General features: G+C 36.5%; 21 protein-coding genes. 10 read left to right on the forward strand and 11 right to left on the reverse strand.

Translation table 11 applies throughout. The features are described 5' to 3' along the window. Window positions 1–207: 207 nt before the first annotated feature. From EKM66_RS04670 to EKM66_RS04680, 3 genes are all read right to left on the reverse strand, one after another. Complete coding sequence (locus EKM66_RS04670) at window positions 208–621, reverse strand: hypothetical protein (RefSeq protein ID WP_125762178.1); 414 nt, start codon at window positions 619–621, stop codon at window positions 208–210. 584 nt (window positions 622–1,205) lie between these two features. Beyond that, entirely contained in the window at window positions 1,206–1,844 is a 639-nt protein-coding gene (locus tag EKM66_RS04675) for a GPP34 family phosphoprotein (protein WP_125762180.1), read from the reverse strand. Between the two features lie 11 nt (window positions 1,845–1,855). Further along, a complete protein-coding gene (locus tag EKM66_RS04680; RefSeq protein WP_125762182.1) occupies window positions 1,856–2,440 on the reverse strand; it encodes an SGNH/GDSL hydrolase family protein in 585 nt (194 codons plus the stop codon). A gap of 71 nt (window positions 2,441–2,511) precedes the next feature. Between EKM66_RS04680 and coaA the strand changes: the two genes are divergently transcribed. The 8 genes from coaA to EKM66_RS04715 all read left to right on the forward strand — a co-directional run bounded on the left by coaA (window position 2,512) and on the right by EKM66_RS04715 (window position 12,772). Continuing rightward, complete coding sequence (coaA, locus tag EKM66_RS04685; protein WP_125762184.1) at window positions 2,512–3,438, forward strand: type I pantothenate kinase; 927 nt, start codon at window positions 2,512–2,514, stop codon at window positions 3,436–3,438. Window positions 3,439–3,508: 70 nt separating this feature from the next. Beyond that, on the forward strand, window positions 3,509–5,065 hold the full coding sequence (guaA, locus tag EKM66_RS04690; protein WP_125762186.1) for a glutamine-hydrolyzing GMP synthase: 1,557 nt from the start codon (window positions 3,509–3,511) through the stop codon (window positions 5,063–5,065). A 285-nt stretch (window positions 5,066–5,350) separates the two neighbouring features. Then, window positions 5,351–5,575 carry an SIR2 family protein gene (locus EKM66_RS04695; protein WP_125762188.1) on the forward strand — a complete coding sequence of 75 codons (225 nt, stop codon included), beginning with the start codon at window positions 5,351–5,353 and terminating at the stop codon, window positions 5,573–5,575. 126 nt (window positions 5,576–5,701) lie between these two features. Further along, a complete protein-coding gene (locus EKM66_RS04700) occupies window positions 5,702–6,919 on the forward strand; it encodes an SIR2 family protein (protein ID WP_125762190.1) in 1,218 nt (405 codons plus the stop codon). Window positions 6,920–7,249: 330 nt separating this feature from the next. Further along, the gene (locus tag EKM66_RS12955; protein WP_449720063.1) at window positions 7,250–8,581 is read left to right on the forward strand and encodes a type IIG restriction enzyme/methyltransferase; all 1,332 of its coding nucleotides are present in this window, start codon (window positions 7,250–7,252) and stop codon (window positions 8,579–8,581) included. 120 nt (window positions 8,582–8,701) lie between these two features. Further along, window positions 8,702–10,846 (forward strand): Eco57I restriction-modification methylase domain-containing protein, encoded by a 2,145-nt coding sequence (locus EKM66_RS12960; RefSeq protein ID WP_449720064.1) that lies wholly within the window; start codon window positions 8,702–8,704, stop codon window positions 10,844–10,846. A 234-nt stretch (window positions 10,847–11,080) separates the two neighbouring features. Further along, window positions 11,081–11,734, forward strand: coding sequence for a hypothetical protein (locus EKM66_RS12670; RefSeq protein WP_191988031.1), 654 nt, complete (start codon window positions 11,081–11,083; stop codon window positions 11,732–11,734). A 144-nt stretch (window positions 11,735–11,878) separates the two neighbouring features. After that, entirely contained in the window at window positions 11,879–12,772 is an 894-nt protein-coding gene (locus EKM66_RS04715; protein WP_125762192.1) for a YitT family protein, read from the forward strand. A gap of 106 nt (window positions 12,773–12,878) precedes the next feature. On the opposite strand, the gene EKM66_RS04720 is transcribed toward EKM66_RS04715, so the two are convergent. Then, window positions 12,879–13,181, reverse strand: coding sequence for a hypothetical protein (locus EKM66_RS04720; protein WP_125762194.1), 303 nt, complete (start codon window positions 13,179–13,181; stop codon window positions 12,879–12,881). 111 nt (window positions 13,182–13,292) lie between these two features. On the opposite strand from EKM66_RS04720, the gene EKM66_RS04725 reads away from it, so the two are divergent. Then, window positions 13,293–13,562, forward strand: a complete 270-nt coding sequence (locus EKM66_RS04725) for a type II toxin-antitoxin system HicB family antitoxin (protein ID WP_164505040.1) — start codon at window positions 13,293–13,295, stop codon at window positions 13,560–13,562. Window positions 13,563–13,944: 382 nt separating this feature from the next. Here EKM66_RS04725 and EKM66_RS04730 read toward each other — a convergent pair whose 3' ends face one another. The 7 genes from EKM66_RS04730 to EKM66_RS04760 form a co-directional block, all read right to left on the reverse strand. After that, the gene (locus EKM66_RS04730) at window positions 13,945–15,768 is read right to left on the reverse strand and encodes an oligopeptide ABC transporter substrate-binding protein (RefSeq protein WP_125762198.1); all 1,824 of its coding nucleotides are present in this window, start codon (window positions 15,766–15,768) and stop codon (window positions 13,945–13,947) included. Window positions 15,769–15,888: 120 nt separating this feature from the next. Further along, entirely contained in the window at window positions 15,889–16,839 is a 951-nt protein-coding gene (locus EKM66_RS04735) for an ABC transporter permease (RefSeq protein WP_125762200.1), read from the reverse strand. Window positions 16,840–16,851: 12 nt separating this feature from the next. Further along, on the reverse strand, window positions 16,852–17,811 hold the full coding sequence (locus EKM66_RS04740; protein ID WP_125762202.1) for an ABC transporter permease: 960 nt from the start codon (window positions 17,809–17,811) through the stop codon (window positions 16,852–16,854). Beyond that, a complete protein-coding gene (locus tag EKM66_RS04745) occupies window positions 17,811–18,782 on the reverse strand; it encodes an ATP-binding cassette domain-containing protein (RefSeq protein ID WP_125762204.1) in 972 nt (323 codons plus the stop codon). Before EKM66_RS04745 ends, EKM66_RS04740 begins: the two co-directional genes overlap by 1 nt. Further along, window positions 18,779–19,792 carry an ABC transporter ATP-binding protein gene (locus EKM66_RS04750; RefSeq protein WP_125762206.1) on the reverse strand — a complete coding sequence of 338 codons (1,014 nt, stop codon included), beginning with the start codon at window positions 19,790–19,792 and terminating at the stop codon, window positions 18,779–18,781. Before EKM66_RS04750 ends, EKM66_RS04745 begins: the two co-directional genes overlap by 4 nt. A 668-nt stretch (window positions 19,793–20,460) precedes the next feature. Then, on the reverse strand, window positions 20,461–21,117 hold the full coding sequence (locus EKM66_RS04755) for an HAD family hydrolase (protein ID WP_125762208.1): 657 nt from the start codon (window positions 21,115–21,117) through the stop codon (window positions 20,461–20,463). Between the two features lie 148 nt (window positions 21,118–21,265). Then, window positions 21,266–22,084, reverse strand: a complete 819-nt coding sequence (locus tag EKM66_RS04760; protein WP_125762210.1) for a CAP domain-containing protein — start codon at window positions 22,082–22,084, stop codon at window positions 21,266–21,268. Between the two features lie 203 nt (window positions 22,085–22,287). Here EKM66_RS04760 and EKM66_RS04765 point away from each other — a divergent pair, with 203 nt between their 5' ends. Beyond that, window positions 22,288–23,100 (forward strand): SLAP domain-containing protein, encoded by an 813-nt coding sequence (locus EKM66_RS04765; RefSeq protein ID WP_125762212.1) that lies wholly within the window; start codon window positions 22,288–22,290, stop codon window positions 23,098–23,100. Window positions 23,101–23,244 lie beyond the last annotated feature (144 nt).

Below are 23,244 nucleotides of genomic sequence, written 5' to 3' on the forward strand. Positions count from 1 at the left end.
GCGAACCGCTTCGAGCCTGAAGTGCGGTCTTGAATCTCGGCTTGAAGCCTTGATAAATCACAAGTCTTCAAACACGTTCGGTGGTGTAAGAGCTAAAGGTCTAATGCCACTATCACAACAGGTAAATATTCACAGCTCTTACGACTAATTTGTTTATATTATCAAGAGTAGTTTCATGAGTATTTTGTTTAAAAATTAATTACTAAGTCACATCAAAAAAGCAGCCATCTTCTTAGTTGAAGAGGCTGCTTTTCTCATTAATTCGATTTTTTCAATGTGAAGGACTGGATTGTAATCTTCCAGTCTATTTTGATTTGCGGCGAATTTCACGTAAATTTTGAAAGTCGTATTCTGTTTGGTTTCGCCAATAAAGTAGGCCCCTTTTTCGTCGCTGCCTTGGAAATCAGTTAGCTTTTTTAGTTTGAGGTAGGGATGGGATTGTAGATATGATTTGGTAGAAGCATCATATCCATATTTGGCGGAGTCATTACGGTCTAAGACGGTAGTGGCTTCACGAAAGGCACGATCACGAACAGCTACATCGGACGAAAACAGCAAAGTTACTGGAATCAGGGCGATGAAGAAGATAGTCACTATGGTAGATACTATTATTTTGTTCATAACATTGCACTCCATGGTCGTATTTTCCCGCCTTTATCGTACCATGGTGGATGCAGCGCAATGATTTTAATGACTATTTAAATTTTGTTGAAAAGTATAATTATTTTGGTGGGTGGTCTCCGGTTGGAAGCGATAAGTCCTGCTGTGGGACCGACTTCAGCCACGGTCTGAAGTCTCGCTTTTGAACTCCGCACAAGCCACGGATTTCAAAAGTCGTCCTGTGCTGTACGAACGGAAGACCACCGTTCTACAACACTGTCACAGCCGGGCTTATCACTTCCAACCTCCGACATAGGATGCGTCATTAAATGATGTCCAAACATATTTAAATTTTTCAGGTTGGGAGAGAAAACGACCAATTTCCAAGTAGAAGTAAATTTAGCTGCAGGGAACAAAAAATCCGACCTGCCGTGAATGTGGCGAAAGCCACAGGACGAGCTTTAAGATTTGCGAAGCAAAGCTTAAAGTCGAGCTTCAAGACCTTGGCTTGAAGCGGTCCACACGGCAGGTTGGATTTTTCGTTACCGGAAGCGTAAATAGAACACCAAAAAACAAAAAAACCGAAGCCAATAGACTTCGATTCCTTATCCTAACAAAGTAAGAATAACCCGGTTCAAACGCTTGGATAACTCAAACAACTTCTCATAAGTTGGATCATCCTGGTTTTCTTCAATATTAGATTTTAATTGCTTCAACTCAAACGGTGTGAAGTATGTCTTCAAATCATGACTACCATAAAGAGTAGCTAAAAGGGCAAATGTTTCAGGTGAAACTTTACTGCCAGTATTCAGGAACTCTTTTCTTACGTCGCTAACAAGGTCTTCTTTGACACGATGGTCAGGAAGATAGTTGTTAGTTTTAAAGACTACTCCGGTCACAGCTTTAGTAACATCGACTTTATCAACTAGTGAATCGCCGATTTCATTATAGATCTGCTTGGTGATGTTTTCCTTTGTTGCCATGGCACGAAGCACGTGTGTAACGCTTTTTCCTTGGTTTTTGTTGATGATTTGGAAGAACTCGTTGAGGTATTCCTTGCCATCAGGCAAAACCTTGTTAATAATGACACTGTTGTCAGTTAGATCGATAATATCGTTTAAAGCTAAGTCGAAAAAAGAACTTTCAGCTAAATAGGCTCTGCGTCGGGTATTTTTGAAAATTCGCACACTACCCTTTTCATTGCACGATAAAATAAAATATTTTTGAGGAATATTTAAATTCATAAAGTGCTCCTTTAGTTCGACACTAGTTCAGTTTGTCTGACTAGCGTTGCTTTAATTTCTGGTACAAGTGCATCCTCTAAGAGAATATAACCATCTTTGGTGAAGTGTAGTCCATCTTTTTGCAACAAATTATCAACAGATGTACAATTCGCCATTTTATGTAGGAGATCGACGTAAGACACCTCAAGTTGCTTAGCGAGATGCTCGGTCACAAGTTCAAATTGTAACTGTCTGGTCCAGGGGCGATTGGGATTCTTGACCCAATCAGTATATGGTGGAGAAAGCAGGATTACCTTTGAAGCACCGATTTCCTTTATAATAGTAGATAAGTTGGAAGAGAACTTGCCCGGTTTGATCTCATCATCAATAGAAATGTCGTTAGCACCGAATCCAAGAACAACAATATCTGGATTCAAACCGACGATATCCTGATCAACACGTGTCACAGCATTACTGGTTTTGTATCCAGGAATGGATACATTCACGACTTCGTCATTAGGGAACTTTTTCTGAATAGCGTCAGTGAGTATATCACTCATAACACCATCATGAAATCCCGCCATGATCGAGTCTCCAAATAATACTATTTTTTTCATATATTAGTTCCTTCTAAAAAGTTCTATACTATATAAGAATACCAGAAAACTTGTTAAGTAGGTTTAGTAATATGCAAAATTTATCTAACTATAATAAATTTTCTCGTGCGCAATGGGAAAATTTCCACGGAGAATATAATAAGCAGGCAATAACTGACGGAGAACTGCGTAAGATCAAGTCTTTGGACGATGAAATATCAATTGATGATGTTAAGTCGATTTACGCACCGATTCGACATTTGCTGCATATTTATTTGAAGAATTATCGTAAACTAACTAAGTTAAAAAGTGATTTTTTGAATAGCAGTAATAAAAAGGTGCCATTTATCATTGGAGTATCCGGATCTGTTGCGGTCGGGAAGAGTACGACGGCTCGATTATTGAAGATAATGTTAGAACGTGCTTATCCTCAATACAATGTATCGCAAATGACAACTGATGGATTTCTTTATCCTAGCAAGATGTTAAAAGAACGTAACTTAATGGATAAAAAGGGCTTTCCAGAAACATATGACATGCCCAAACTTTTGCAATTTTTGAGTGATGTCAAAACAAAGAATGGTCCAATATCGTATCCATTGTATTCACACAATATCTACGATATTATTCCAGATCGACATGAAGAAGTAGAGAATCCTGATATTTTGATTGTCGAAGGTATCAATGTATTACAATTGCCACAGAACACCAATATTTATACGAGTGACTTCTTTGACTTCTCGATTTATATTGATGCTGAAGTAGATGATATTGAAGAATGGTTCCTGAATCGATTTGAGACCTTGTTGGACTTGGCGAGAAACGATCCTAATTCCTACTATTATCAATATACCCAAGTTCCAGAAGATGAAGCTTTGGATATGGCGCGTGATGTGTGGGATAAGATCAATTACGTCAACTTGCGTGACTACATCAAGCCAACGATGACGAGGGCTGATTTGATCCTGCACAAGGCGGAAAATCACCAAATTGATACAATACTTTTGAGAAAATACTAAAAAAGCATTTTCAAAGTATGACAGATAGCAGTTTTTCATATACAATAGAATAAATTAAAACTAGGGGGATATGGATTTGAGCAAAGAATGGCCAGATGCGGACAGCATTATTGTTTTGGATTATGGTAGCCAATACAACCAATTGATCACTCGTCGGATTCGTGACATTGGTATTTATTCAGAATTGTTACCAAATACAATTACTGCCGCTGAGATTAAAGAAATTAATCCAAAAGGTATTATTTTGTCAGGTGGACCAGACTCAGTTTATGACAAAGATGCCTTCTCAATTGACCAAGACATTTATAAGCTAGGAATTCCTATGCTTGGTATTTGTTACGGTATGCAATTGATGTCTTACAACTTGGGCGGAAAAGTTGAATCCGCTGATAATCGTGAATACGGAAAGGCTGATATCAAAGTTACTGATACAGAATCTGCCTTATTCAAGGGATTACCTGAAGAACAAGTTGTTTGGATGAGCCATGGTGACTTAGTACGTGAAGCACCAGAAGGATTCACCGTTACAGCAACAAGTAAGAATGCACCTATTTCATCTATTGCTGATGTAAATCGCAAGATGTACGGTGTTCAATTCCATGCCGAGGTACGTAACACAGAATATGGAATGGATATTTTGAAGCACTTCGCCTTCGATGTGTGTGGCGCTGAAGCTAACTGGACAATGGATGACTTCATTGATCAACAAATCGAGAAGATCCGCAAGACTGTTGGTGACAAGAAGGTTATCTTAGGACTATCTGGTGGTGTTGATTCATCAGTTGTTGGTGTCTTGTTACACAAGGCTATCGGTACACAACTAACAAGTATCTTCGTTGATCATGGACTTTTACGTAAGGGTGAAGCCGATCAAGTTATGGCTAGTCTTGAAGGCAAGTTTGGCTTGAACATTATCAAAGTTGACGCTCAAAAACGCTTCTTAGACAAATTAGCTGGAGTTTCTGATCCAGAAACAAAACGTAAGATTATTGGTAATGAGTTCATTCAAGTCTTCGATGAAGAAGCAACTAAGTTGCACGGAATCGAATTCTTGGCACAAGGTACTCTATACACTGACGTTATCGAAAGTGGTACAAGTACAGCTCAAACAATTAAGTCTCACCATAATGTTGGTGGACTTCCAGAAGACATGCAATTCAAACTTATCGAACCATTAAGAACATTGTTCAAAGATGAGACTCGTGAGTTAGGTGAGAAGTTGGGTATGCCTCATGATCTAGTATGGCGTCAACCATTCCCAGGCCCTGGACTTGGAATCCGTGTTATTGGTGAAGTTACAGAAGATAAGTTAGCAATCGTTCGTGATTCTGACTACATCCTCCGTGATGAAATCAAAAAAGCCGGATTGGACGAAAAGATTTGGCAATACTTCACAGTATTACCTGGCTTCCGTTCAGTTGGTGTTATGGGTGATGGTAGAACATACGATTATACAATCGGAATTCGTGCCGTTAACTCAATTGATGGTATGACAGCTGACTTCGCTAAGATCGATTGGGATGTACTTCAAAAGATCTCAGTTAGAATCGTAAACGAAGTAGACCACGTCAACCGTGTAGTTTATGATATTACATCTAAGCCACCAGCAACAATCGAGTGGGAATAATATTGTCAGTTATTGCTTGAGTGTATTAAAGGTGTAAGTCTTTACGCTTATAGTGATTGTTTACTGATTGATAGTATTTCTAATTAAATATGATATTTGATACCTTAGCCTGATTTTTTTGGTTAAGGTATTTTTTTGTGCTTATGTTTGGGTTGATTAATCTAATATTTGTTATTTAAGCTAAAGTGCTTAGAAAAAGAGGATAGCCGTGATACAGTTAAGTGAAGTATTGTAAGTTCGTCATTAAGATATTTAATTCAAAATAATAGGTTGGAGAAAATTAAATTGGAATTCTTAGAGAATTTGAAAAAAAATAACCAATTTCCAATAATTTTTATTGGTTCTGGGATAACACAGCGTTATTTTTCTAATGCGCCAACTTGGGATAGTTTATTGAAAAAGATTTGGGATGAATCTGAGGCAAGTGAAAATTATTTTTCGAAATATCACGAATTAGAAAATAGATTTGGAGAAGATACATTTAAAATATATACAACCTTAGCCGATTAATTAGAAGAACAATTTGATTCAAGTTTTTATGCAGAGAAAGTTAAATTAAAAAACCTAACTCCGGAAGTTGCACACAGGAAAAGGATTTCACCGTTCAAGACGAGAATTGCGGAGATATTTTCTGATTTGGTATTAAATGATGAGGCAGAAAGTGAGTTGAGATTGTTTAAGTCTATGCTTTCAAAGGCAAGATTGATAGTAACCACTAATTATGATGATTTTATTGAAAGAGAGTTAAATAATGCAATCAAGGTCAGAGTAGGCAATCAGGGCCTATTTGAACCCGCTGGTGATTTAAATGAATTGTATAAAATTCATGGATCAATTAAAAATCCTGACTCTATAGTAATTACGAGTAAGGATTATGAAGGACTAGAAAGAACATCTGCGATAGTTAATGCCAAAATTCTTAGTCTCTTAACAGAGTCACCGATATTATTTATCGGTTATTCATTAACTGATAAGAACGTACAATCACTATTAACTGATTTGGCAAATAATATGCCATTTGAGATTGAAGAAGCTGCGAAGAGAATAGGTGTTGTGAAGTATGAATCAGGTAAGAGTGATATTACTGAATCTATGATGGATACACCCTTTGGTGTTCACTATACTCAATTATCAACTGACAATTACAGTAAGATTTTCTCTGCCATTTCTAAGGTTAATCAAGGATTTTCACCGTTAGAAATATCGAAATATCAAAATGCAATTAAGAAAATAATTGAGGTGAAAGGTAAAAAAGGTGAATTGAAACAAGTACTAACATCATTTGTGGATTTGAAAAATTTACCACATGAATTAGAAAATAAGAATTTAGTTGTTGCACTGGGCGATAATCGTTATCTATATCGTTTTCCAGATTATGTTGACTATGTTAAATCCTATTTTCTTGGAGAGAGCCCAATGCCGACTGAAATTGCAATGAAATTTATAATGTCAATGTCTGTACAGTCGCCTTTACCCGTTTCTAGATTTATAGGTAAGCAACTAGGTTTAAATGAATCGGATAAGAATAAACTTAATAAGCGGCTTCAAAAATTTAATTCTTTGAAAGTTATTAAAGAATATGTAAATGTTCCGAGAACCGCTGAAGATAAATTGAAAGAGTATAGTGAAAAAACACTGGTGGAAATCTTGGAACTAGATGACGGTATAAAAGCTCCTGTGAAACTTGCATTTTTCATTGAGAACATTGAACGTATTGATAATATTGAATTTCAATCTTTAATTGAATATATCTTAAAAAATAAGGATGACGGATTTATCAAAAAAACTAATACAAGAAAGTTATTTATGGCATATAGTCTTAAAACTGAGCCAATCATTAAAAGTATAGATTAAAAAGAAAAAGCCAGACATAAGTGATCTTATGTCTGGCTTTTTCCCCACCAACAAAACAAGCATTACGGAGCCGTAACTGTTTTTTGCTTCCTAAATAATATCAAATTTTTTAGCTTTTTTCAAGGTTATTCCCTTATAACTGGTAACTATTACTAATGGATTTTTTTAGTTTAATAACTCAATTATATGAACACACGTTTGTGATGCTAGATAAATAATATTCTTATTTCAATTACTTTGCGCTGTTCTTCTTTATAAGGTTTTTTTAGTTATAAGTATTTGTAGTGTGTAATAATAAAGTAAATATCATGAATCAGTGGGGATAAAAAAATGGATAGTGGAAATCTATTAAACCTTAAACAGGCCATTAATAAGAATGTTAAGGCTATGATGCCATTAAATGAACAGAAAGTGGAATTTGAACGTAATTTAAATGGTTATTTAAGTCAGTTAATTCATAATGATAAGTCCAGTGAGGAGTTCCAAAAAAATCAATTCAGAGATTTCTTGAAGAGCACTAATATCGATGAGTATATAAATACAAGCGGAAGAATAGACTTAGCAATTTATAATGGTGTATCAACTGATAGTTCTGTTGGTGTTATTGTTGAATATAAAAGTCTAACTAACATGTCAGAAATGATGAAAGAGGAAGATTTAAATGTTAAATCTTTTCGTGAACTTGTTGCATATTATTTGAGAGAACGTTTAATAGATAATAATCTGGAGGTTAAAAGAGGCATCATTACTAATGGATTGTCATTTTTTGTGATTGATTCCAAGGAATTAGAAAAACATTTTATAAAAAATAAACGTTTAGTTGAAAACTTTAAGAAATTTGAAAACAAACAATTGTCTGGAAGTACTACAGATTTTTTGTATAACGAAGTAATAGCTCCAGAAATTGATAGAGCGTTAAAAAGTGGGATTAAAATTGCTCATTTCGATTTACGAGATTTGATGGTAAAAGGGACGTCTGAAATCAGTAAAAACAAAATCACTCAGTTGTACCGCTTCTTTAGTAGAGAGAATTTATTGAATGACGAGATATTCACCGATGCTAATAAATTGAATAAAGGATTTTATGATGAACTTTTATACATAATGGGACTTCAAGAGTCAAAAACATCTGGGAATAAATATATCAGCAGATTGCCTGAGAGTAAAAGGGAACCTGCATCTCTTGTAGAAAATACTATAGAGCAACTCGATATACTTGGGACTGATAAATCTAATCAGTTTGATGAGGCCATGCAACTAACAGTTGTTTGGGTTAACAGGATTCTATTTTTGAAGTTACTTGAATCATCATTAGTTTCTTTTAATGAAAGTGATGAATATGATTTTTTGAATTATAATAAATGTCATTCTTTTAATGATTTAAATGATCTGTTTTTTGCCGTCATGGCAAAAAAATATGACGAACGTATCGAAAGATTGAAAGAAGCATTTCCGCATGTCCCTTATATGAATAGTTCGCTGTTTGAACCATCTGGTCTAGAAAGTTCAAAAAATGGTGTCAGCATAAACTCTTTGAGAGAAGCCGATATAAAAGTTTATTCAAAAACAAAATTAAAAGATAAAAATGGAAAACGCTTATCAGGTAAGTTATCGATATTAGATTATCTATTTAAATTTTTAGATGTGTATGATTTTACATAATCAACAAATCTAAATGAGAAGAATTCCGATCAATTAATTAACGCTTCTGTTCTGGGATTGATTTTTGAAAAAATCAATGGATATAAGGATGGCTCTTTTTTTACTCCTGGAAAGATCACTATGTATATGGCACAGCAATCCATGAGACAAGCGGTTACTACTAAAATAAATGAATTAATGAATTGGAATTATTCTAACTTTGTAGATTTAGGCTACAAGTTAAGAGATTACCAAGGAGTAACAATTGATCAACGAAAGAAAATTAGTGATGGAATTGATTCATTAAAGATACTTGATCCGGCTGTCGGGTCTGGACACTTTTTAGTATCTGTTCTAAATGAAGTTATTTCATTAAAGAGCGTATTAAGAGTCTTATTTGATGCTGATGGAAATTTAATGAATGATATTCAGTGTTCAGTTATTAACGATGAATTGATAGTGCAAGATGACACTGGAAGTAATTTTTCTTATAAAGTTAAAAATACTAGTTCATTGAGAATACAAAAAGCAATTTTTAATCAAAAAAAGATTATTATTGAAAATTGTTTGTATGGGGTCGATTTAAACCCTAATTCTGTAAATATATGTCGATTACGTTTGTGGATTGAACTGTTGAAAAGTTCGTACTATTCAGAAAATGCTGATGGTAGATTAGTACTAACAACACTTCCTAATATTGATGTTAACGTTAAAGTTGGAGATAGCCTTGTTCATAAATTTGATCTTGATTCCAAATTTGATTTAAGACGTTCAAAGTTTAAAGAATATTTAGAATTAGTTAGAAACTATAAAGATACGAGTGACAAGAAAATAAAGGCTAACTTAGATGATGAAATTCAGCAGATAAAAAGTAGCTTCTATGCATCATTTCGGACTCCAGAGGGTGAAAGCTTTAATAAATTACAAGCAAAGGTCAATAAGATTGGTCAAGTCAATTTATTTGAGAAAGCTAATGTGGAAGAATTTAATAGATTGCGTGATAAAGCAAAAAAAGCCTTGATAAGCTTTCAGCAATCAGCACAAAGCCCTATGTACAAAATGGGATTAGAGTGGAGAATGGAATTTCCAGAAGTTTTAGATGAGAACGGCGATTTTGTTGGATTTGATGTTGTTATTGCTAATCCACCATATATTTTTGCTAGAAATAAGTCGTTTAGTGATGACACAAAAAAATATTATGCTCGTACATATGAGGTTAGTGAATATCAATCAAACACGTATACATTATTCATGGAATTAGGTTACAATCTTTTAAAAGATAATGGTACTTTTGCATATATTGTTCCTAATAATTTATTAACTATTCAGTCAACACAAAAAACAAGGGACTTCTTATGTAAAAAAACTGGTGATTTAATTCTAATTAATTCTTTGGATAAATTATTTGCGGATGCTAGTGTAGATAATTGCATAGTTTTCTTTAAAAAAAGTAATCCAAAATATATAACTGTTGGAGAATTATATAAAGGTGAGTATGAAAGTGTTGGGACTGTAAAATCTGATTTTTTTGGTAAAAGTCCTATTTTTAGTATATCAATGGTGAAGTATAGGGAGGTCATTAATGTATTTTGGAAAATGGATAATACTATGTCCTTAGTTGATAAAAAGTTAGCCAATGTTAAGACCGGTATTAAAGCATATCAAACAGGTAAAGGACAGCCGAAGTTAACAAAAGATAATTGTCGAGATAGAATTTATCACTCATATGATAAATTGGATGATAGTTATTTACCGTATTTGGATGGTAATAATGTTAATAGATATTCGTTATCCTGGAATGGTGAATTTATAAAGTATGGTGATAATTTGGCGGAGCCTCGTAAGTCGACAAACTTTAAGGAACCAAGAATTCTTGTGAGACAAATACCGACTCACTCGATATACGCAATCAATGGTGCATATACTGATGATGTAATTATTAATGATTTAAATTCAATGGTAATTGAAAATTTAAAGATAAATCCATATGTGTTACTTGGAATTATAAACTCCAAACCGTTAACCTTATGGTTCTTAATGAAATTTGATAAATTTCAAAGAAGAGTATTCCCACAGTTTAAGGTAAATGAATTGTCGCAATTTCCAATTCCCGATATGTCAGATACATTAAAGGAAAAATTGATTGACATGGTTATGCAAATATTAAAAAATGTACCGTCTGAAAGCGATAATATTGAAACTAATTCCCATATAGATGAAGTTGTAATGGAGGCGTTTGGCTTTACAGAGAAAGAAAAAGAATCTATTAGAAGATTTGCTTTGTAAGATCATACGATAGAATTATTTACAGTATAATTAATACTTAATCAATAATGAGTAAGAGGAGAGAGCAAACAACTGAAATTGAGAGTTTTAAATATCTTCTAAAAATGTTGTAGTCATCAAAATAATGATACTTCTTTTATTCCAAATATTTTTACCTCCTATCATTTTCGCCATATAGTGACGCATGTGTTTGCTATGGTTTACCAGTAAATAAATGTTACGGAGGATAAGAATTTGAAAATAGAGATTAATAAGCTTTACAAAAAGGTTGCTTGCAGTTCATTGGTAGCTTTATCTTTGTTAGGTGCTGGAGCAGTGGGGATTACAGGTGCTTTGAGCAATCCAGCAAATGTTGAGGCTCAGTCTGTTGATTATAAGGCGGATCCTGATGGTATTTATAATATGGGTATATATGTAAATATTGATGGTCGGCAAAAATTAGTTTATACAGAAGACCTGGTGTGGGCTAAAAACGTTGGGGACATTGATACTGTGAACGCTCCTTTGGTAGATGGTCATATTGCAAGTCCAAGCAAGATATCATTCCAAAAAACAGCAACCGGTTTTAAATTACTGCAAGTTCCAACGTATACAAAGAGTAGTGGTGACCCTAGTGTTGCTGCAAAAAATGCTACTACCAAAACTTTCTATGAGAATGTAACTGTTAAAAATAAGAATGGTTCATTTTGTCCATTAGTTGCATTTTCAAAAACAACTGGTGAAATTTCGGACGTAAAGAATCGTGGCTTATCAAATAACACTAAATGGTACTCCGATAAGATCAAGACTTATGACGGTGCAAAATACTATCGTGTTGCCACTAATGAATGGGTTAAAGATACTTACTATGCTGGAGCAGAAAGTGGAGGGAACATTGGACCACAATAATTAAAATGAACCTCTTAGTTTGGAAGCAAATTCCAACTAGGAGGTTTTTCTTATTTTATTAATTCCCTTATCCCATACTATAATTAAAAAGAATTCAGTGTACACTATTATTAATAGCGTAAATTATTATATTGGAGGGAAAATATGAATGTGAAGTGGACTAAATATAATAGTTTGGAACTATTAATGATTACCCTGGGGTGTGCCATCTATGCTTTTAGTTTGGATATGATTTCTATTCCTAATGGGCTTGCTGATGGTGGGTTAAGTGGAATCACGTTGATTGTTCGATATTTCTTGCACATTAATCCTGGTGTGAGCACGTTGGTGCTTAACATACCATTGATATTAATTGGATTTCGATATTTGGGTAAGCGGGTCATGTTCTATACACTTTATGGAACTATTTGTTTGTCAGTATTTTTGTTGTTATGGTCCAAACAAACTTTCATTGCTCCGTTACCACTAAAACATGATTTGGTATTATCATCACTTGCTGCCGGAGTGTTATCTGGACTCGGTATTGGACTAGTCTTTCGTTACAATGGGACCACTGGTGGTAGTGATATTATCGCACGAGTGGGACAGATGAAGTTCGGTATGTCGTCTGGTAAAGGAATACTGATTATGGATTATATAGTATTGTTCTTATCACTGTCGTATTTGGACTTTTATCACATAATGTATTCATTGATTGTTAGCTTCGTACTAGCTAGAATGATTGATCTCGTTCAAGAAGGACCTGATCGTGCAAAAGCATTGTTTATTATCTCTGATCAATATGAAGAGATAGCTAAGTTGATTGATGTTACGCTTAGTCGTGGCTGGACGTATCTGAATGCTGAAGGTGGCTATCAAAATGATGAGAAGAAAATTATTTATCTGATGATTCAACCACGTGAAGTACCGCAGTTAAAACGGTTGATTAGGTCAGTTGATGATAAGGCCTTTGTCACAGTACTCGATGCTCATGAAGTAATCGGGGAAGGTTTCAGTTATCAGCGAAAGAGATACCACGTTGGATTGCATAAAAAGTAAGAAAATAACTATGTTAGGCATCTAAATCGTAATTGGTTTAGATGCTTTTTTGTACAAAAAAGAACCCCCAAAAGGGAGCTCCAAAAATAAATTTCACTATAAAATTCTATCTCTCACTCAAATCCAACAAGTTATTCTTAGGATCATGATACATAACAGAAGCAGTACCCATATCACGTAATTCACGCCACCAGTTATCTTGTTGAGTAGAGAAGTTAAGTTGTTCAGTAAGTCTAACGTAGTTCACAGCACTTGCTGTACGAGCAGCCAAGTCGTTCACGTCGGCACCATCTTCGATTCGTTTGTAAGCTTTCATCAATGGACCTTGCAAGCGAGTATTAGTAGTTGAGTTGTACAAATTGTGGATTAAGTTCTTTAATTGAGAAGTTTTATCTGTTGTTTCAGTCATATCATTCACCTTTCTAAGTTATTAAATTCTACAATGTTAATTGTAACATTATCAGTTATCCGCTCAACCGGCTTGGCAGTAAGTCTAACAATAAGAAGACGGAGAATAGTGATGAAAAAGAGATTAGTAGTATATCCAGCTATATTTGATGATTCAGAGAACAAAAAGGACGTCTACAGTGTAGAATTTCCAGACGTACCTGATGCCTTAACATACGGCAATAGTTTAGCTGAAGCGCTAGACAGGGCACCAGAAGCATTAGGATTGTCATTGTATGAGCTCAAGAGTTTTCCCAAACCATCAGATGCAAACGAAGTCAGAAAGAATAACCCAAAGGCAATCGTAAATCTGGTAAGTGTAGATTTAGAAAAGCTTAAGTAAAAAAAATACAATCCACCAAGCGAGAATTTAATCTCACAAGGTGGATTTTTTTATACTTTAATAAAAGCCGGAGGAAGAAAGATATAAGACAGCTGCGAAAGTGGCGAAGCCACAGGACGAGCTTGGAGATTTGTGAAGCAAAGCTCCAAGTCGAGGTCCCAGACAAGGCTGGGACCGGTCCAGCAGCAGGCTTATATCTTTTTTCCGCAGGCGGTCAATAGAACACAAACAAAACAAAAAAGCTGAAGCACAAGGATAGGGAATTTATCCAAGTACTTCAGCTTTTTAAGATTTCTAATCAATCAATTAGCTATTTTTTATTATTATGTGTGTGTGTAATGCGGGAGAACAGCTAATCAATCATGAATAATGGGCCCATTGACTACTTCAACTTAGAAGAAGTCAATGTAAGGTTACTGTAGAATTCGTTGTTATCTGGGCTGATATCGAATCCTTTGACACGGTTGTTAACTGGTTGCCATGCATAGTTGAATTGTTCACCGACAACACCAGCTTGTTCGTTCATGTATTCTTGCCATTCTTTGAATGTCTTAGTACGTGTATTATCGTTCCAAGCTGAAGAATCGTTCATCTTGTTGATCAATTCTGTATTCTTTGCAGTAGCAAAGTGTCCCATGTTGAATGGTGCAGTATCACCATACAATTGTGATTGTGAAGGTTCTGATGATAGTGACCAAGCACCTAACCAGAGATCCATCTTGTTTTGACTTGGCTTCTGTAATGTATCGTAGAAGCTATTCATTTCCATTGGTTTGCCGTTAGTGTACTTAACGTTCAAGCCAACTTTGTGCCATTGTTGTAGATAATCTTGGTAAGTTGCTTCTGTAGTAGCACTACTTGTCATAGCACCGAAGTGGATAACGAGTTTCTTACCCTTTGGATCTGAACGCCACTTGCTGCCGTTACGTTTCTTGTAACCAGCTTCGTCAAGTAACTTGTTAGCTTTCTTAACGTTTAGTGGGTAACCCTTAGCATCCTTGTTGTAGTACTTCTTGAATACTGGTGGTAGCAATGTATTAGCACGCCACTTGATACCATTACCGAACTTGTTTGAGATTTGGTCAACGTTTAGAGCGTACATCATAGCTTGACGTAGGTTCTTGTTAGCCATCTTCTTGTTTGGATCAGCAACGTTCTTACCAGTCTTAGTATCGTAGTGACCTAAGTTGAAGGCAAAGTAACTGTAACCTAGAGCAGGAGCACCGACCTTTGTGTAACCTTTAAGGTTCTTTAAGTTCTTGTAGTTTGTACCACCAAGAGCACCGGCAGCACTAGGAGCAACTGAATCATACTTCTTAGATTGAAGAGCCTTATCGATGTTATTCATTGAAACAACGTTCAATGTGATGTGACCGATTTGAGCTTTCTTTCCATAGTAGTACTTGTTAGGTGACCATGAAGTTGATTCACCTTCAACAACTTTATCAAGCTTGTAAGGTCCAACGAAGATAGGATCTTTACGAACTTGCTTAGCTGAAGCTAGTTTGGCGATTGGAACATCTTTGATGTAATCGTAAGGTTCAACAGTACCCCAGATGAATGAGTTACCAGAGAACTTCATACTTGGTGACATCTTCTTGAATTGGATAACGGCAACTTTACCAGTTTCACCGTCTGGGAATGTGATACCTGAGATAGTATCAGCAGTACCCTTGTGATATTCAGCCATACCAACGATATTCTCATAATCAGATGAATATTGTTGTGTAACAGATTCCTTGTTACCTAAGACTTCATAAGCATATTCAATATCTTTAGCAGTAACAGGTGAGCCGTTTGACCACTTAGCGTTAGAGCGAAGAGTGATAGTAGCAGTCTTTGCTTTACGATCAAGTTTTTGGTTAGCAAGTCCACCATCGATGATCTTGTAGTTCTTGTCAACGTTGAACAAGTTGTTTTGACCACCTGGGGCAAAAGCTTGTGCGTCTTCAGAGTTAGAAGCAAGAATTGGATCTGTGATACCTTGGAAAGGTGCGTTGTTAACGATAGCTAACTTCAAAGTACCATTCTTTGTTGCGTTTTTGTTTGTAGCAGCTTTGTTCTTATAAGCTGTTGAAAGGTTAACTTTTTCAACTTTAGTAGAGTCTGAAGAAGAAGTCTTGCTGTTGTTAGAACAGCCGGCTAGTGTAAGTGCTGCTAGAAAAGTAACAGCAACTGTAGCTAACTTAGTTTTTGTTTTAACCATATATTTTTCCCCCCCTGGAAATTTTTCGAATCTAAATGAGTTTGTGAGAAGCTAAGGATGCAATTGCAATGATGTAGGCATCACTTCTTTCAATTGTTGTCGGATATGATTTCAAAATAATTAATCAGCAGCACCCTGACGTTGAGAAGCATCAGCTGAACGACGAACAACTTGGCCAACATAACTAATTGATAAACAAAGAATGATAATCAATAGTGCGGCAGGCAACCAAGTCCACCAGTATTGGGTAATGTTGTTAGGATCGTTAGCGTTAGCAATCAAAGTACCAAGTGATGGTGTGTGCATTGGAAGACCGAATCCCAAGTAAGATAGACCTGTTTCAACACCAATGTTTTCGGCGAATGATAATGTTGTATCGACGATAAGTAGTGATGAAATGTTGGGCATGATCTCACTAAAGATGATCTTGAAGTTACCAGTACCAGAAGTCTTAGCTGCGGCAACGTAGTCTTTTTCAGATTCTGAAAGGGTACGTGAACGAATCAAACGAGAAGTACCTTCCCAATAGAAGACTGAAAAGATCAGTGTCAACGTAATAGCGTTGTAGTTCTTGATGATAGTAACTAAAACAATGATCATCATAGTCATTGGTAGCATCATCATGAAGTCATAGACACGTTGCATACCCCAGTCGATCAATCCGTTGAAGTAACCAGAGATAAGTCCCCAGCAGATACCAAATGTTGATGAGATAACGGTCAAGCCCATGGCAATACCGATAGAGTTCCTAGCACCAACGATCAATTGTTGAAAGATCGGACGTCCACCAGTGTCAGCTCCAAGTATGAAGCCGTTGGTTCCTGGTGCGGCATTGTAGTTCATGATGTCTGTTTCCATCATCTTGGGTGTATCGATAAATAGTGCGGCGATCATAACGAACAAGATGAAGGCAACAATGATTACTAAGGCGACCATAGCTGGTTTATCAGCTTTGAATTCGTTCCAAACGATTCTGGCAGAAGAAGGAGTTGCTTCTCCTTTAGCCTCTTTAGAAAGTCGTTCCAAATCGGCTGCGGAAATTTTTGAATGTCTATTTAAACTTTCTTCCATAATAAGGCCCCCCTATTCGATACGAATTCTAGGATCAACGATACTTAGGATGATATCTGAAAGTAGGGTACCTAGTAGATTCAAGATTCCGTAGATTAGAACTAATGCGGTGATAACTGTGTAGTCACGGTAACTAATTGAGTTGATGAATAGTAGTCCCATACCTGGATATGAGAAGACGGTTTCGGTAAATAGCGAACCGTTTAACAATCCGGTAATTGAGTATCCAGCAAAGGCTGCAATTGGTAAGAGTGAGTTTCTAAAAATATGATGTCTATAAATGTCTTTTGAAGGAACACCCTTTGAACGAGCTGTTCTAACGTAATCAGAACGTTTGGCGTCGATAACTTCTGAACGAAGGTATTGAACAACGTTGACAGTTCCGAACAATGCACCCAAGATACCAGGTAAAAGAATGTGGTATAAACGAGAAGCTGCCGACGAGAATCCTGGGCCAGCTGTCGCAGAGATAGAACCAGTTGTTGGGAACCAACCTAAGACGTAACCGAAGATCCAAACACCGATGATCAAGATAACGAAGAATGGAATACAGTAAGTTACGTATGTGTAGATTCTGATAATTGAATCAGGTAATTTACCTTCATGTTTAGCAGCGTACATACCCATTGGTAAGGCGAAACAATAAGTTAAGATTGTTGTGAATACGGCTAACCAAAGAGTATTAACAGCACGACTACCGATCAATCTAGTAACAGGTTCTTGATATTGGTAACTGTTTCCTAGGTCACCGTGGAACAAGTGAACGACCCAGTTCCAATATTGTTGGTACCAAGGATCGTACAATCCGTTCATTTTCATCAAATGATGTAATTGAGCAGGATCGGCTTTTGGATTAATAGAACCAGTGAACGGATCACCGGGCATTGCTTTTGCTAAAAGGAAAACCAAAAGACTAAGAATAATAACTTCAGGAATCATAATTAAGATACGACGGAGAATTGTTTTCCACATTATGCTTGCACCTCGCCTTCATGTTTAAGTTGTTCAGCCAAAGCTTCAGGTAAAGCAACTGAATGAGTTGGTGTGATTTGAACTAATGGATAAGCTAGACCATCTTTGTCGTAGTATTTGTCTTGTTGTTCACGATAGACTTCTTCGACTGCCAAACGTTGAGCACGATGTTCTGCACGTTGACTAACGTTGGTTTCAGGAATAGCGGCTAATAGTCGTTTGGTATAAATATGCATTGGATGATTATAGATGTCATCTCTAGTACCGATTTCAACCAAGCGTCCATTATTCATGATGGCGATGTTGTTACACATGTGTCTAACAACACCCAAGTCGTGAGAAATGAATAAGTAAGAAATATTGAACTCACGTTGGATCTTCTTCATAAAGTTGAGAACTTGTGCTTGAACGGATAAGTCCAAGGCAGATACAGGTTCGTCAGCAATGATTAATTTTGGATTAGTAGCAACAGCTCTAGCAACACCGATACGTTGTCTCTGACCACCAGAGAACTGGTGAGGATACTTATATAAAGCATCGGCATCAAGTCCAACAATATCGAGTAGTTGGAGAACTCTTAATTTCTCAGAATCTTTATCGAGATGTTCGAAGTTTCTGAGTGGTTCAGCGATGATATCTTCAATTCTCTTACGTGGATTCAAACTTGAAAGGGAATCTTGGAAGATCATCTGAACATCATGGTTGTAATCAAGACTCTTACGATTAGCCTTTTTGGTGATGTCCTTACCTTTGTACATGATCGATCCGCTAGTAACTTTTTCAAGTCCAACGACTGACTTACCAGTTGTTGACTTACCAGAACCAGATTCACCAACGAGTCCGTATGTTTCACCAGCTTCGATATTGAAGCTGATACCATCAACGGCATTGACTGAATCAGTAATACGGTTAAAGAATCCTGAACGGATAGGGTAGTGAACTTTTAAGTTTTTGATTTCTACTAGACTCATGCGGTTGCACCTCCCATTTCATCTGGAAATGAGAATGATTGATAGCAAGTACAACGAACATTGTGTCCAGCTTCAACCTCATGCATTACAGGTTCTTTTTCATGAACGTCTGCTGGAATCCAAGGAATTCTTGGTGCAAAACGATCACCGGTACTTGGCATCTTTTGTAATGAAGGAACGTTACCTTTGATGACGTATAATTCATCATCTTCTTTATCAAGTTGAGGCATCGATCTCAGTAGTGAACGAGTGTAGGGATGCTTTGGCTTGTCAAAGATCTGTTCAGCTGATCCATCTTCAACGATTTGACCAGCATACATAACAGCAACTCTGTCGGCTGTTTCAGCAACAACTCCCAAGTCATGGGTGATCAAGATGATTCCGGCGTGGTTCTCCTTTTGGATATCACGTAAAACATCTAGGATCTGAGCTTGAATAGTAACATCCAAGGCTGTAGTTGGTTCATCAGCGATGATCAAGTCTGGCTTGCAGGCGATAGCAATCGCGATGATAACACGTTGTCTCATACCACCGGACAACTCATGTGGAAATTGGTGAGCTGTACGTTTGGGATTGACGATACCAACTTGATCTAGTAGTTCTAGAACACGTTGATGCTTTTGTTCAGCGGTGAAATCAGTGTGGTAATTCATAACTTCACTGATTTGATCTTCAATTCTCTTCAATGGATTCAAAGCTGAAAGTGGATCTTGAAAGATCATACCGATCTTAGCTCCACGGAATTGGTTGTATCCATTTTCGTCAAGTGTTAATAGGTTGGTACCTTCGAAGTTAACTTCTCCAGAAATTTTTGTTTCTGATGGATCATGTAGACCCATGATGGTCGTAGCTAATGTGCTTTTACCACAACCTGACTCACCGACGATCGCAAGAATTTCATCACGATGTACTTCCAAATTGATATGTGAGATAGCATCGTAATACTTGCCATTGATCTTAAATGAGGTACTTACGTCTTTAATGTCTAAAAAATTTGTTTCGGCCCCCAAGAAATCCCCTCCTGATTTTTTATTTATCTCTGATTCTCCCTAGTCACGTTTAAGTGGCATACACACAAATATTCGAATTGAGATTTAGTAATTGGTAATGATTATAGTTAATTTAATTTTAATTTACAACCCCATTTATTAAAGAAATATTAAAAATATTAATTAAACAATATAGGTACAAATTGCCTTATTAGTGTTGATTTGACGCAGTGTATACAGCTTCAAATGGTTGTAACCGTTGCCGTTGCCGACTTAAGGGCTGATTTACTTCTAATAATTGGAGGGCGGAATGTGCCTGGATTTTTGATTTTAATTTGATCTTAGAGAGTAAAAAAAATACTCATACAATTTGTATTGGTATGGGTATTTCTCTAATAATTGGTGTTTTATTTAATTTTGGTTTTGGTTGTCGCTTCCGGTTACGATAAATTCGACCTGCTGTGGGGACCGATTCCAGCCAAGGTCTGGAATCTCGATTTGAAGCTTTGCTTTGCAAATCTCCAAACTCGTCCTATGGCTTCGCCATTTTCACAGCTAGTCAAATTTATCGTAACCTCCAGCTGGTTTGATGTTTAATTTGATAATCTTTGTAGGTGATACGTTAACATTCGAAAATTAAAATTAATTAATGTGCTCGTCATCTCAGTCTTGAGAGCTAAGTTATTCCTCTATTTAAATAGACTTATTGCCTCTTCCAAGCTGTCCAATACAGCCACTGCTTGTTTGATCAATTCTGGATCTGGCTGTATTAGATCTGGAACGATTACTACGTCAATTTTGGCTGCTATTGCTGATTCAATGCCACTAGGGGAATCTTCAAAGATGACGGCTTCACTTGCTTTGGCATTGGTTACTTGTAAGGCGTGCAGGTATATATCAGGAGCTGGTTTGTTGTTTTTTACGTCATTCCCACTTATTAAGTCGGTGAAATAATCCTTGATACCGGTGTTTTTGACGTTAAGTGTAATGACGTCTTTTGTAGCGGAGGATGTCACATAGCTTGCGATGTTTTGTACTTGTAGACATTTAAGTAAGTCTAGTGTTCCTGGTTTAAGATCTGCTTCACCAGCTATGATTTTATCATTATAGAGTTGTATGGATTCATCAAAGATTCGTTCTCCTAGCTCTTTATCGCCAGCCACTTGTTGCAGTAGTTTCTTGGTATGTGGGAATCCTTTGGCGATGTAATTTTGATTGTCTTCTTTGGTGAATGGAAAGCCGTATTTGGCTAGAACTGTTTTGCGTGCTGAGTAGTACAGTCCCTCGGTGTCGATCAATATGCCATCCATATCGAAGAATACGAACTTTTTATTTTTTAGGTCCATTTTGGAATCTCCTTTTGTTAATAGTAGAGACTATTGAAATTTTTTAATATAAATAATCTTATTCTGCCTTGATTGTACACTAGTATTTAAGTGTTTAAGCCGTAAAAAAGAACCCCCGCAGGAGTTCTTTTGGTTTTCATATTACATATTAAATTGAATCTTTAGAAATAAATTGTGTGTTTGGATTTGAACCGGTGTAGTTATAAACTTGATGGAATCCGTCTAAGGAACTGTAGTCCCAGTCAGCTGTGAAGGCTGCTTCGAATCCGGAACTAGTATTAGTGATACCCAATCCAACATTTGGACCAGAATAGATTAGAGCGGCACGGTGACCGAAGTGTCCAGGTTGACCTATTGGAGTGAAGTTACTATTGTCGTCGTACCAATCTTTTAGTAGGAAGTATGCGGCATCTTTATCTGACTTAACTCCGACGTAACTAAGGTAATTGGCACTAGCACCGAATAGGTTTTCAGAAGTTTCTCTAGTTGCGGTTGTGTGGTCCAAGTTCATACCGCTTTGTTGACCGGCACGTTGTTGAGCATAGTTCATCATGTCATCTGTTAGTGTAACAGGTGCAGTACCGTTAGCTTTGTGTAGGGCATTCAGGTAGGCGGTGAAGTATTTATTAACATTTTTAAGGTTCATTTGATAACTGACTTTGTAATCTGGAATGGCATCCCCAGTTAATTGTGCAGTGTCAGTAGACTTCAAGTACTCATTAGTAGCAACTTGATAATAAGTTATGTCATCTCTATAAATAGCTTTGCCGACTGCCCAAGGTGTGTTGGGGCCGAGTCCTCTGTTCTTAACTAGTTCACCAGTCTTTGTGTATAGACGAGTTACTGAGACATTCTTTGTAGTAGCAACCGTTGATGCTTCGGCTGTGTCTGATAGTGCAGAGCTAGTTACGAATGCAGCTAGTGCAAGTCCTGAAACTGCCAACGACTTCCATAGTAATGATTTCATAAGATATATTCCCCTTAATATATTTTGTGTTGGATAAGTCAGAAGTGACCCCCTGACATCTAATATATTATTACTTTAAACTCCTGATACAACTGGATTTGTGAACGTTTTTTAATTATTTTTTGATTGGTGCTGTATACGACAAATGATGTCCTATCAAGATGATAAAGTGTGGTCATGAAAAGTAAAGGGGATAGGATTTTATGAAGAAAGAAATGTTAGGAAGTCTAGCGATTGCTGGATTCGCTGCTTTATCAATCGGAGCATTTAATTTAACAAATGTTTCAGCTGCTGGGGTTACAACTACACGTAGTCAAATTGTTCGTTTGTATAATCCACAAGGTAGTTTGGTTAAGAACCGTGCCTTGGGACCAAACACAGCTTGGAAAGTTGGCAAGACCAAGACTATTAATGGAGAAAAGATGTATCAAGTTGCTACATCTGAGTATGTTAAGGCTTCAGAGACTGATTATGATGCTAATGCTGGCAAGGCTAATACAAACTCAAATAAGAGCAACGTTGTTTTAACCACAGATAAGTATGGTGCTATAGCATACAATGATCAGGATGGATCAGTTCATATCACTAACGATGGAAGTAGAAAGGGAAATCCAGTCATTATAGGTTCATTTAAAGTAAGTAAGATAGTTAGAAATGATTTCGGAACATTCTATAAAATTGCAAATCATACATGGATCAATGGTAATGTTGATGGAAATAAGAGCAATTTGATGAAAGTTCAAGTAACTGGAGATCAAAGTAATGTTCAATATGATAAGAACTTCAGTCCGGTTGGCAAGACTGTTCTTGGTAAATCAGCAAGTGATATTCGTACAATGCTAATAAACGATTATAAGTGTGATCCTAACGGAGTAGCACAACTATCAGATTCATTATTATTAACAACTTATGCAGACATCTTGGAATTCTTGGATGAAGGGGATAATAGTTATGTATACATGCTTAACGAAATCAATCCTAATGTTCATGGAATTTCTTACGGAACACAGATGTAATAATTGATCACATATTTCAATCTAAAAAAGGCGAGCAACAATTAAATTGTTGTTCGCCTTTTGATATCGTGCGCCCGGCATGGGCGATAACTTGGTGGTGCAAGTCCACTGTGAGCCGTAGTAGTCGGAATCACTAGCCGAGGA

The organism is Companilactobacillus hulinensis (genome assembly GCF_003946555.1).
Taxonomy (GTDB): Bacteria; Bacillota; Bacilli; order Lactobacillales; family Lactobacillaceae; genus Companilactobacillus; species Companilactobacillus hulinensis.

What these genes read in the sequence shown, in the direction of transcription:
- EKM66_RS04670 (WP_125762178.1), bottom strand. Translation starts at nt 621, where the DNA reads ATGAACAAAATAATAGTATCTACCATAGTGACTATCTTCTTCATCGCC.
- EKM66_RS04675 (WP_125762180.1), bottom strand. Translation starts at nt 1,844, where the DNA reads ATGAATTTAAATATTCCTCAAAAATATTTTATTTTATCGTGCAATGAA.
- EKM66_RS04680 (WP_125762182.1), bottom strand. Translation starts at nt 2,440, where the DNA reads ATGAAAAAAATAGTATTATTTGGAGACTCGATCATGGCGGGATTTCAT.
- coaA (WP_125762184.1), top strand. Translation starts at nt 2,512, where the DNA reads ATGCAAAATTTATCTAACTATAATAAATTTTCTCGTGCGCAATGGGAA.
- guaA (WP_125762186.1), top strand. Translation starts at nt 3,509, where the DNA reads ATGGATTTGAGCAAAGAATGGCCAGATGCGGACAGCATTATTGTTTTG.
- EKM66_RS12955 (WP_449720063.1), top strand. Translation starts at nt 7,250, where the DNA reads ATGGATAGTGGAAATCTATTAAACCTTAAACAGGCCATTAATAAGAAT.
- EKM66_RS12960 (WP_449720064.1), top strand. Translation starts at nt 8,702, where the DNA reads ATGTATATGGCACAGCAATCCATGAGACAAGCGGTTACTACTAAAATA.
- EKM66_RS04715 (WP_125762192.1), top strand. Translation starts at nt 11,879, where the DNA reads ATGAATGTGAAGTGGACTAAATATAATAGTTTGGAACTATTAATGATT.
- EKM66_RS04720 (WP_125762194.1), bottom strand. Translation starts at nt 13,181, where the DNA reads ATGACTGAAACAACAGATAAAACTTCTCAATTAAAGAACTTAATCCAC.
- EKM66_RS04725 (WP_164505040.1), top strand. Translation starts at nt 13,293, where the DNA reads ATGAAAAAGAGATTAGTAGTATATCCAGCTATATTTGATGATTCAGAG.
- EKM66_RS04730 (WP_125762198.1), bottom strand. Translation starts at nt 15,768, where the DNA reads ATGGTTAAAACAAAAACTAAGTTAGCTACAGTTGCTGTTACTTTTCTA.
- EKM66_RS04735 (WP_125762200.1), bottom strand. Translation starts at nt 16,839, where the DNA reads ATGGAAGAAAGTTTAAATAGACATTCAAAAATTTCCGCAGCCGATTTG.
- EKM66_RS04740 (WP_125762202.1), bottom strand. Translation starts at nt 17,811, where the DNA reads ATGTGGAAAACAATTCTCCGTCGTATCTTAATTATGATTCCTGAAGTT.
- EKM66_RS04745 (WP_125762204.1), bottom strand. Translation starts at nt 18,782, where the DNA reads ATGAGTCTAGTAGAAATCAAAAACTTAAAAGTTCACTACCCTATCCGT.
- EKM66_RS04755 (WP_125762208.1), bottom strand. Translation starts at nt 21,117, where the DNA reads ATGGACCTAAAAAATAAAAAGTTCGTATTCTTCGATATGGATGGCATA.
- EKM66_RS04760 (WP_125762210.1), bottom strand. Translation starts at nt 22,084, where the DNA reads ATGAAATCATTACTATGGAAGTCGTTGGCAGTTTCAGGACTTGCACTA.
- EKM66_RS04765 (WP_125762212.1), top strand. Translation starts at nt 22,288, where the DNA reads ATGAAGAAAGAAATGTTAGGAAGTCTAGCGATTGCTGGATTCGCTGCT.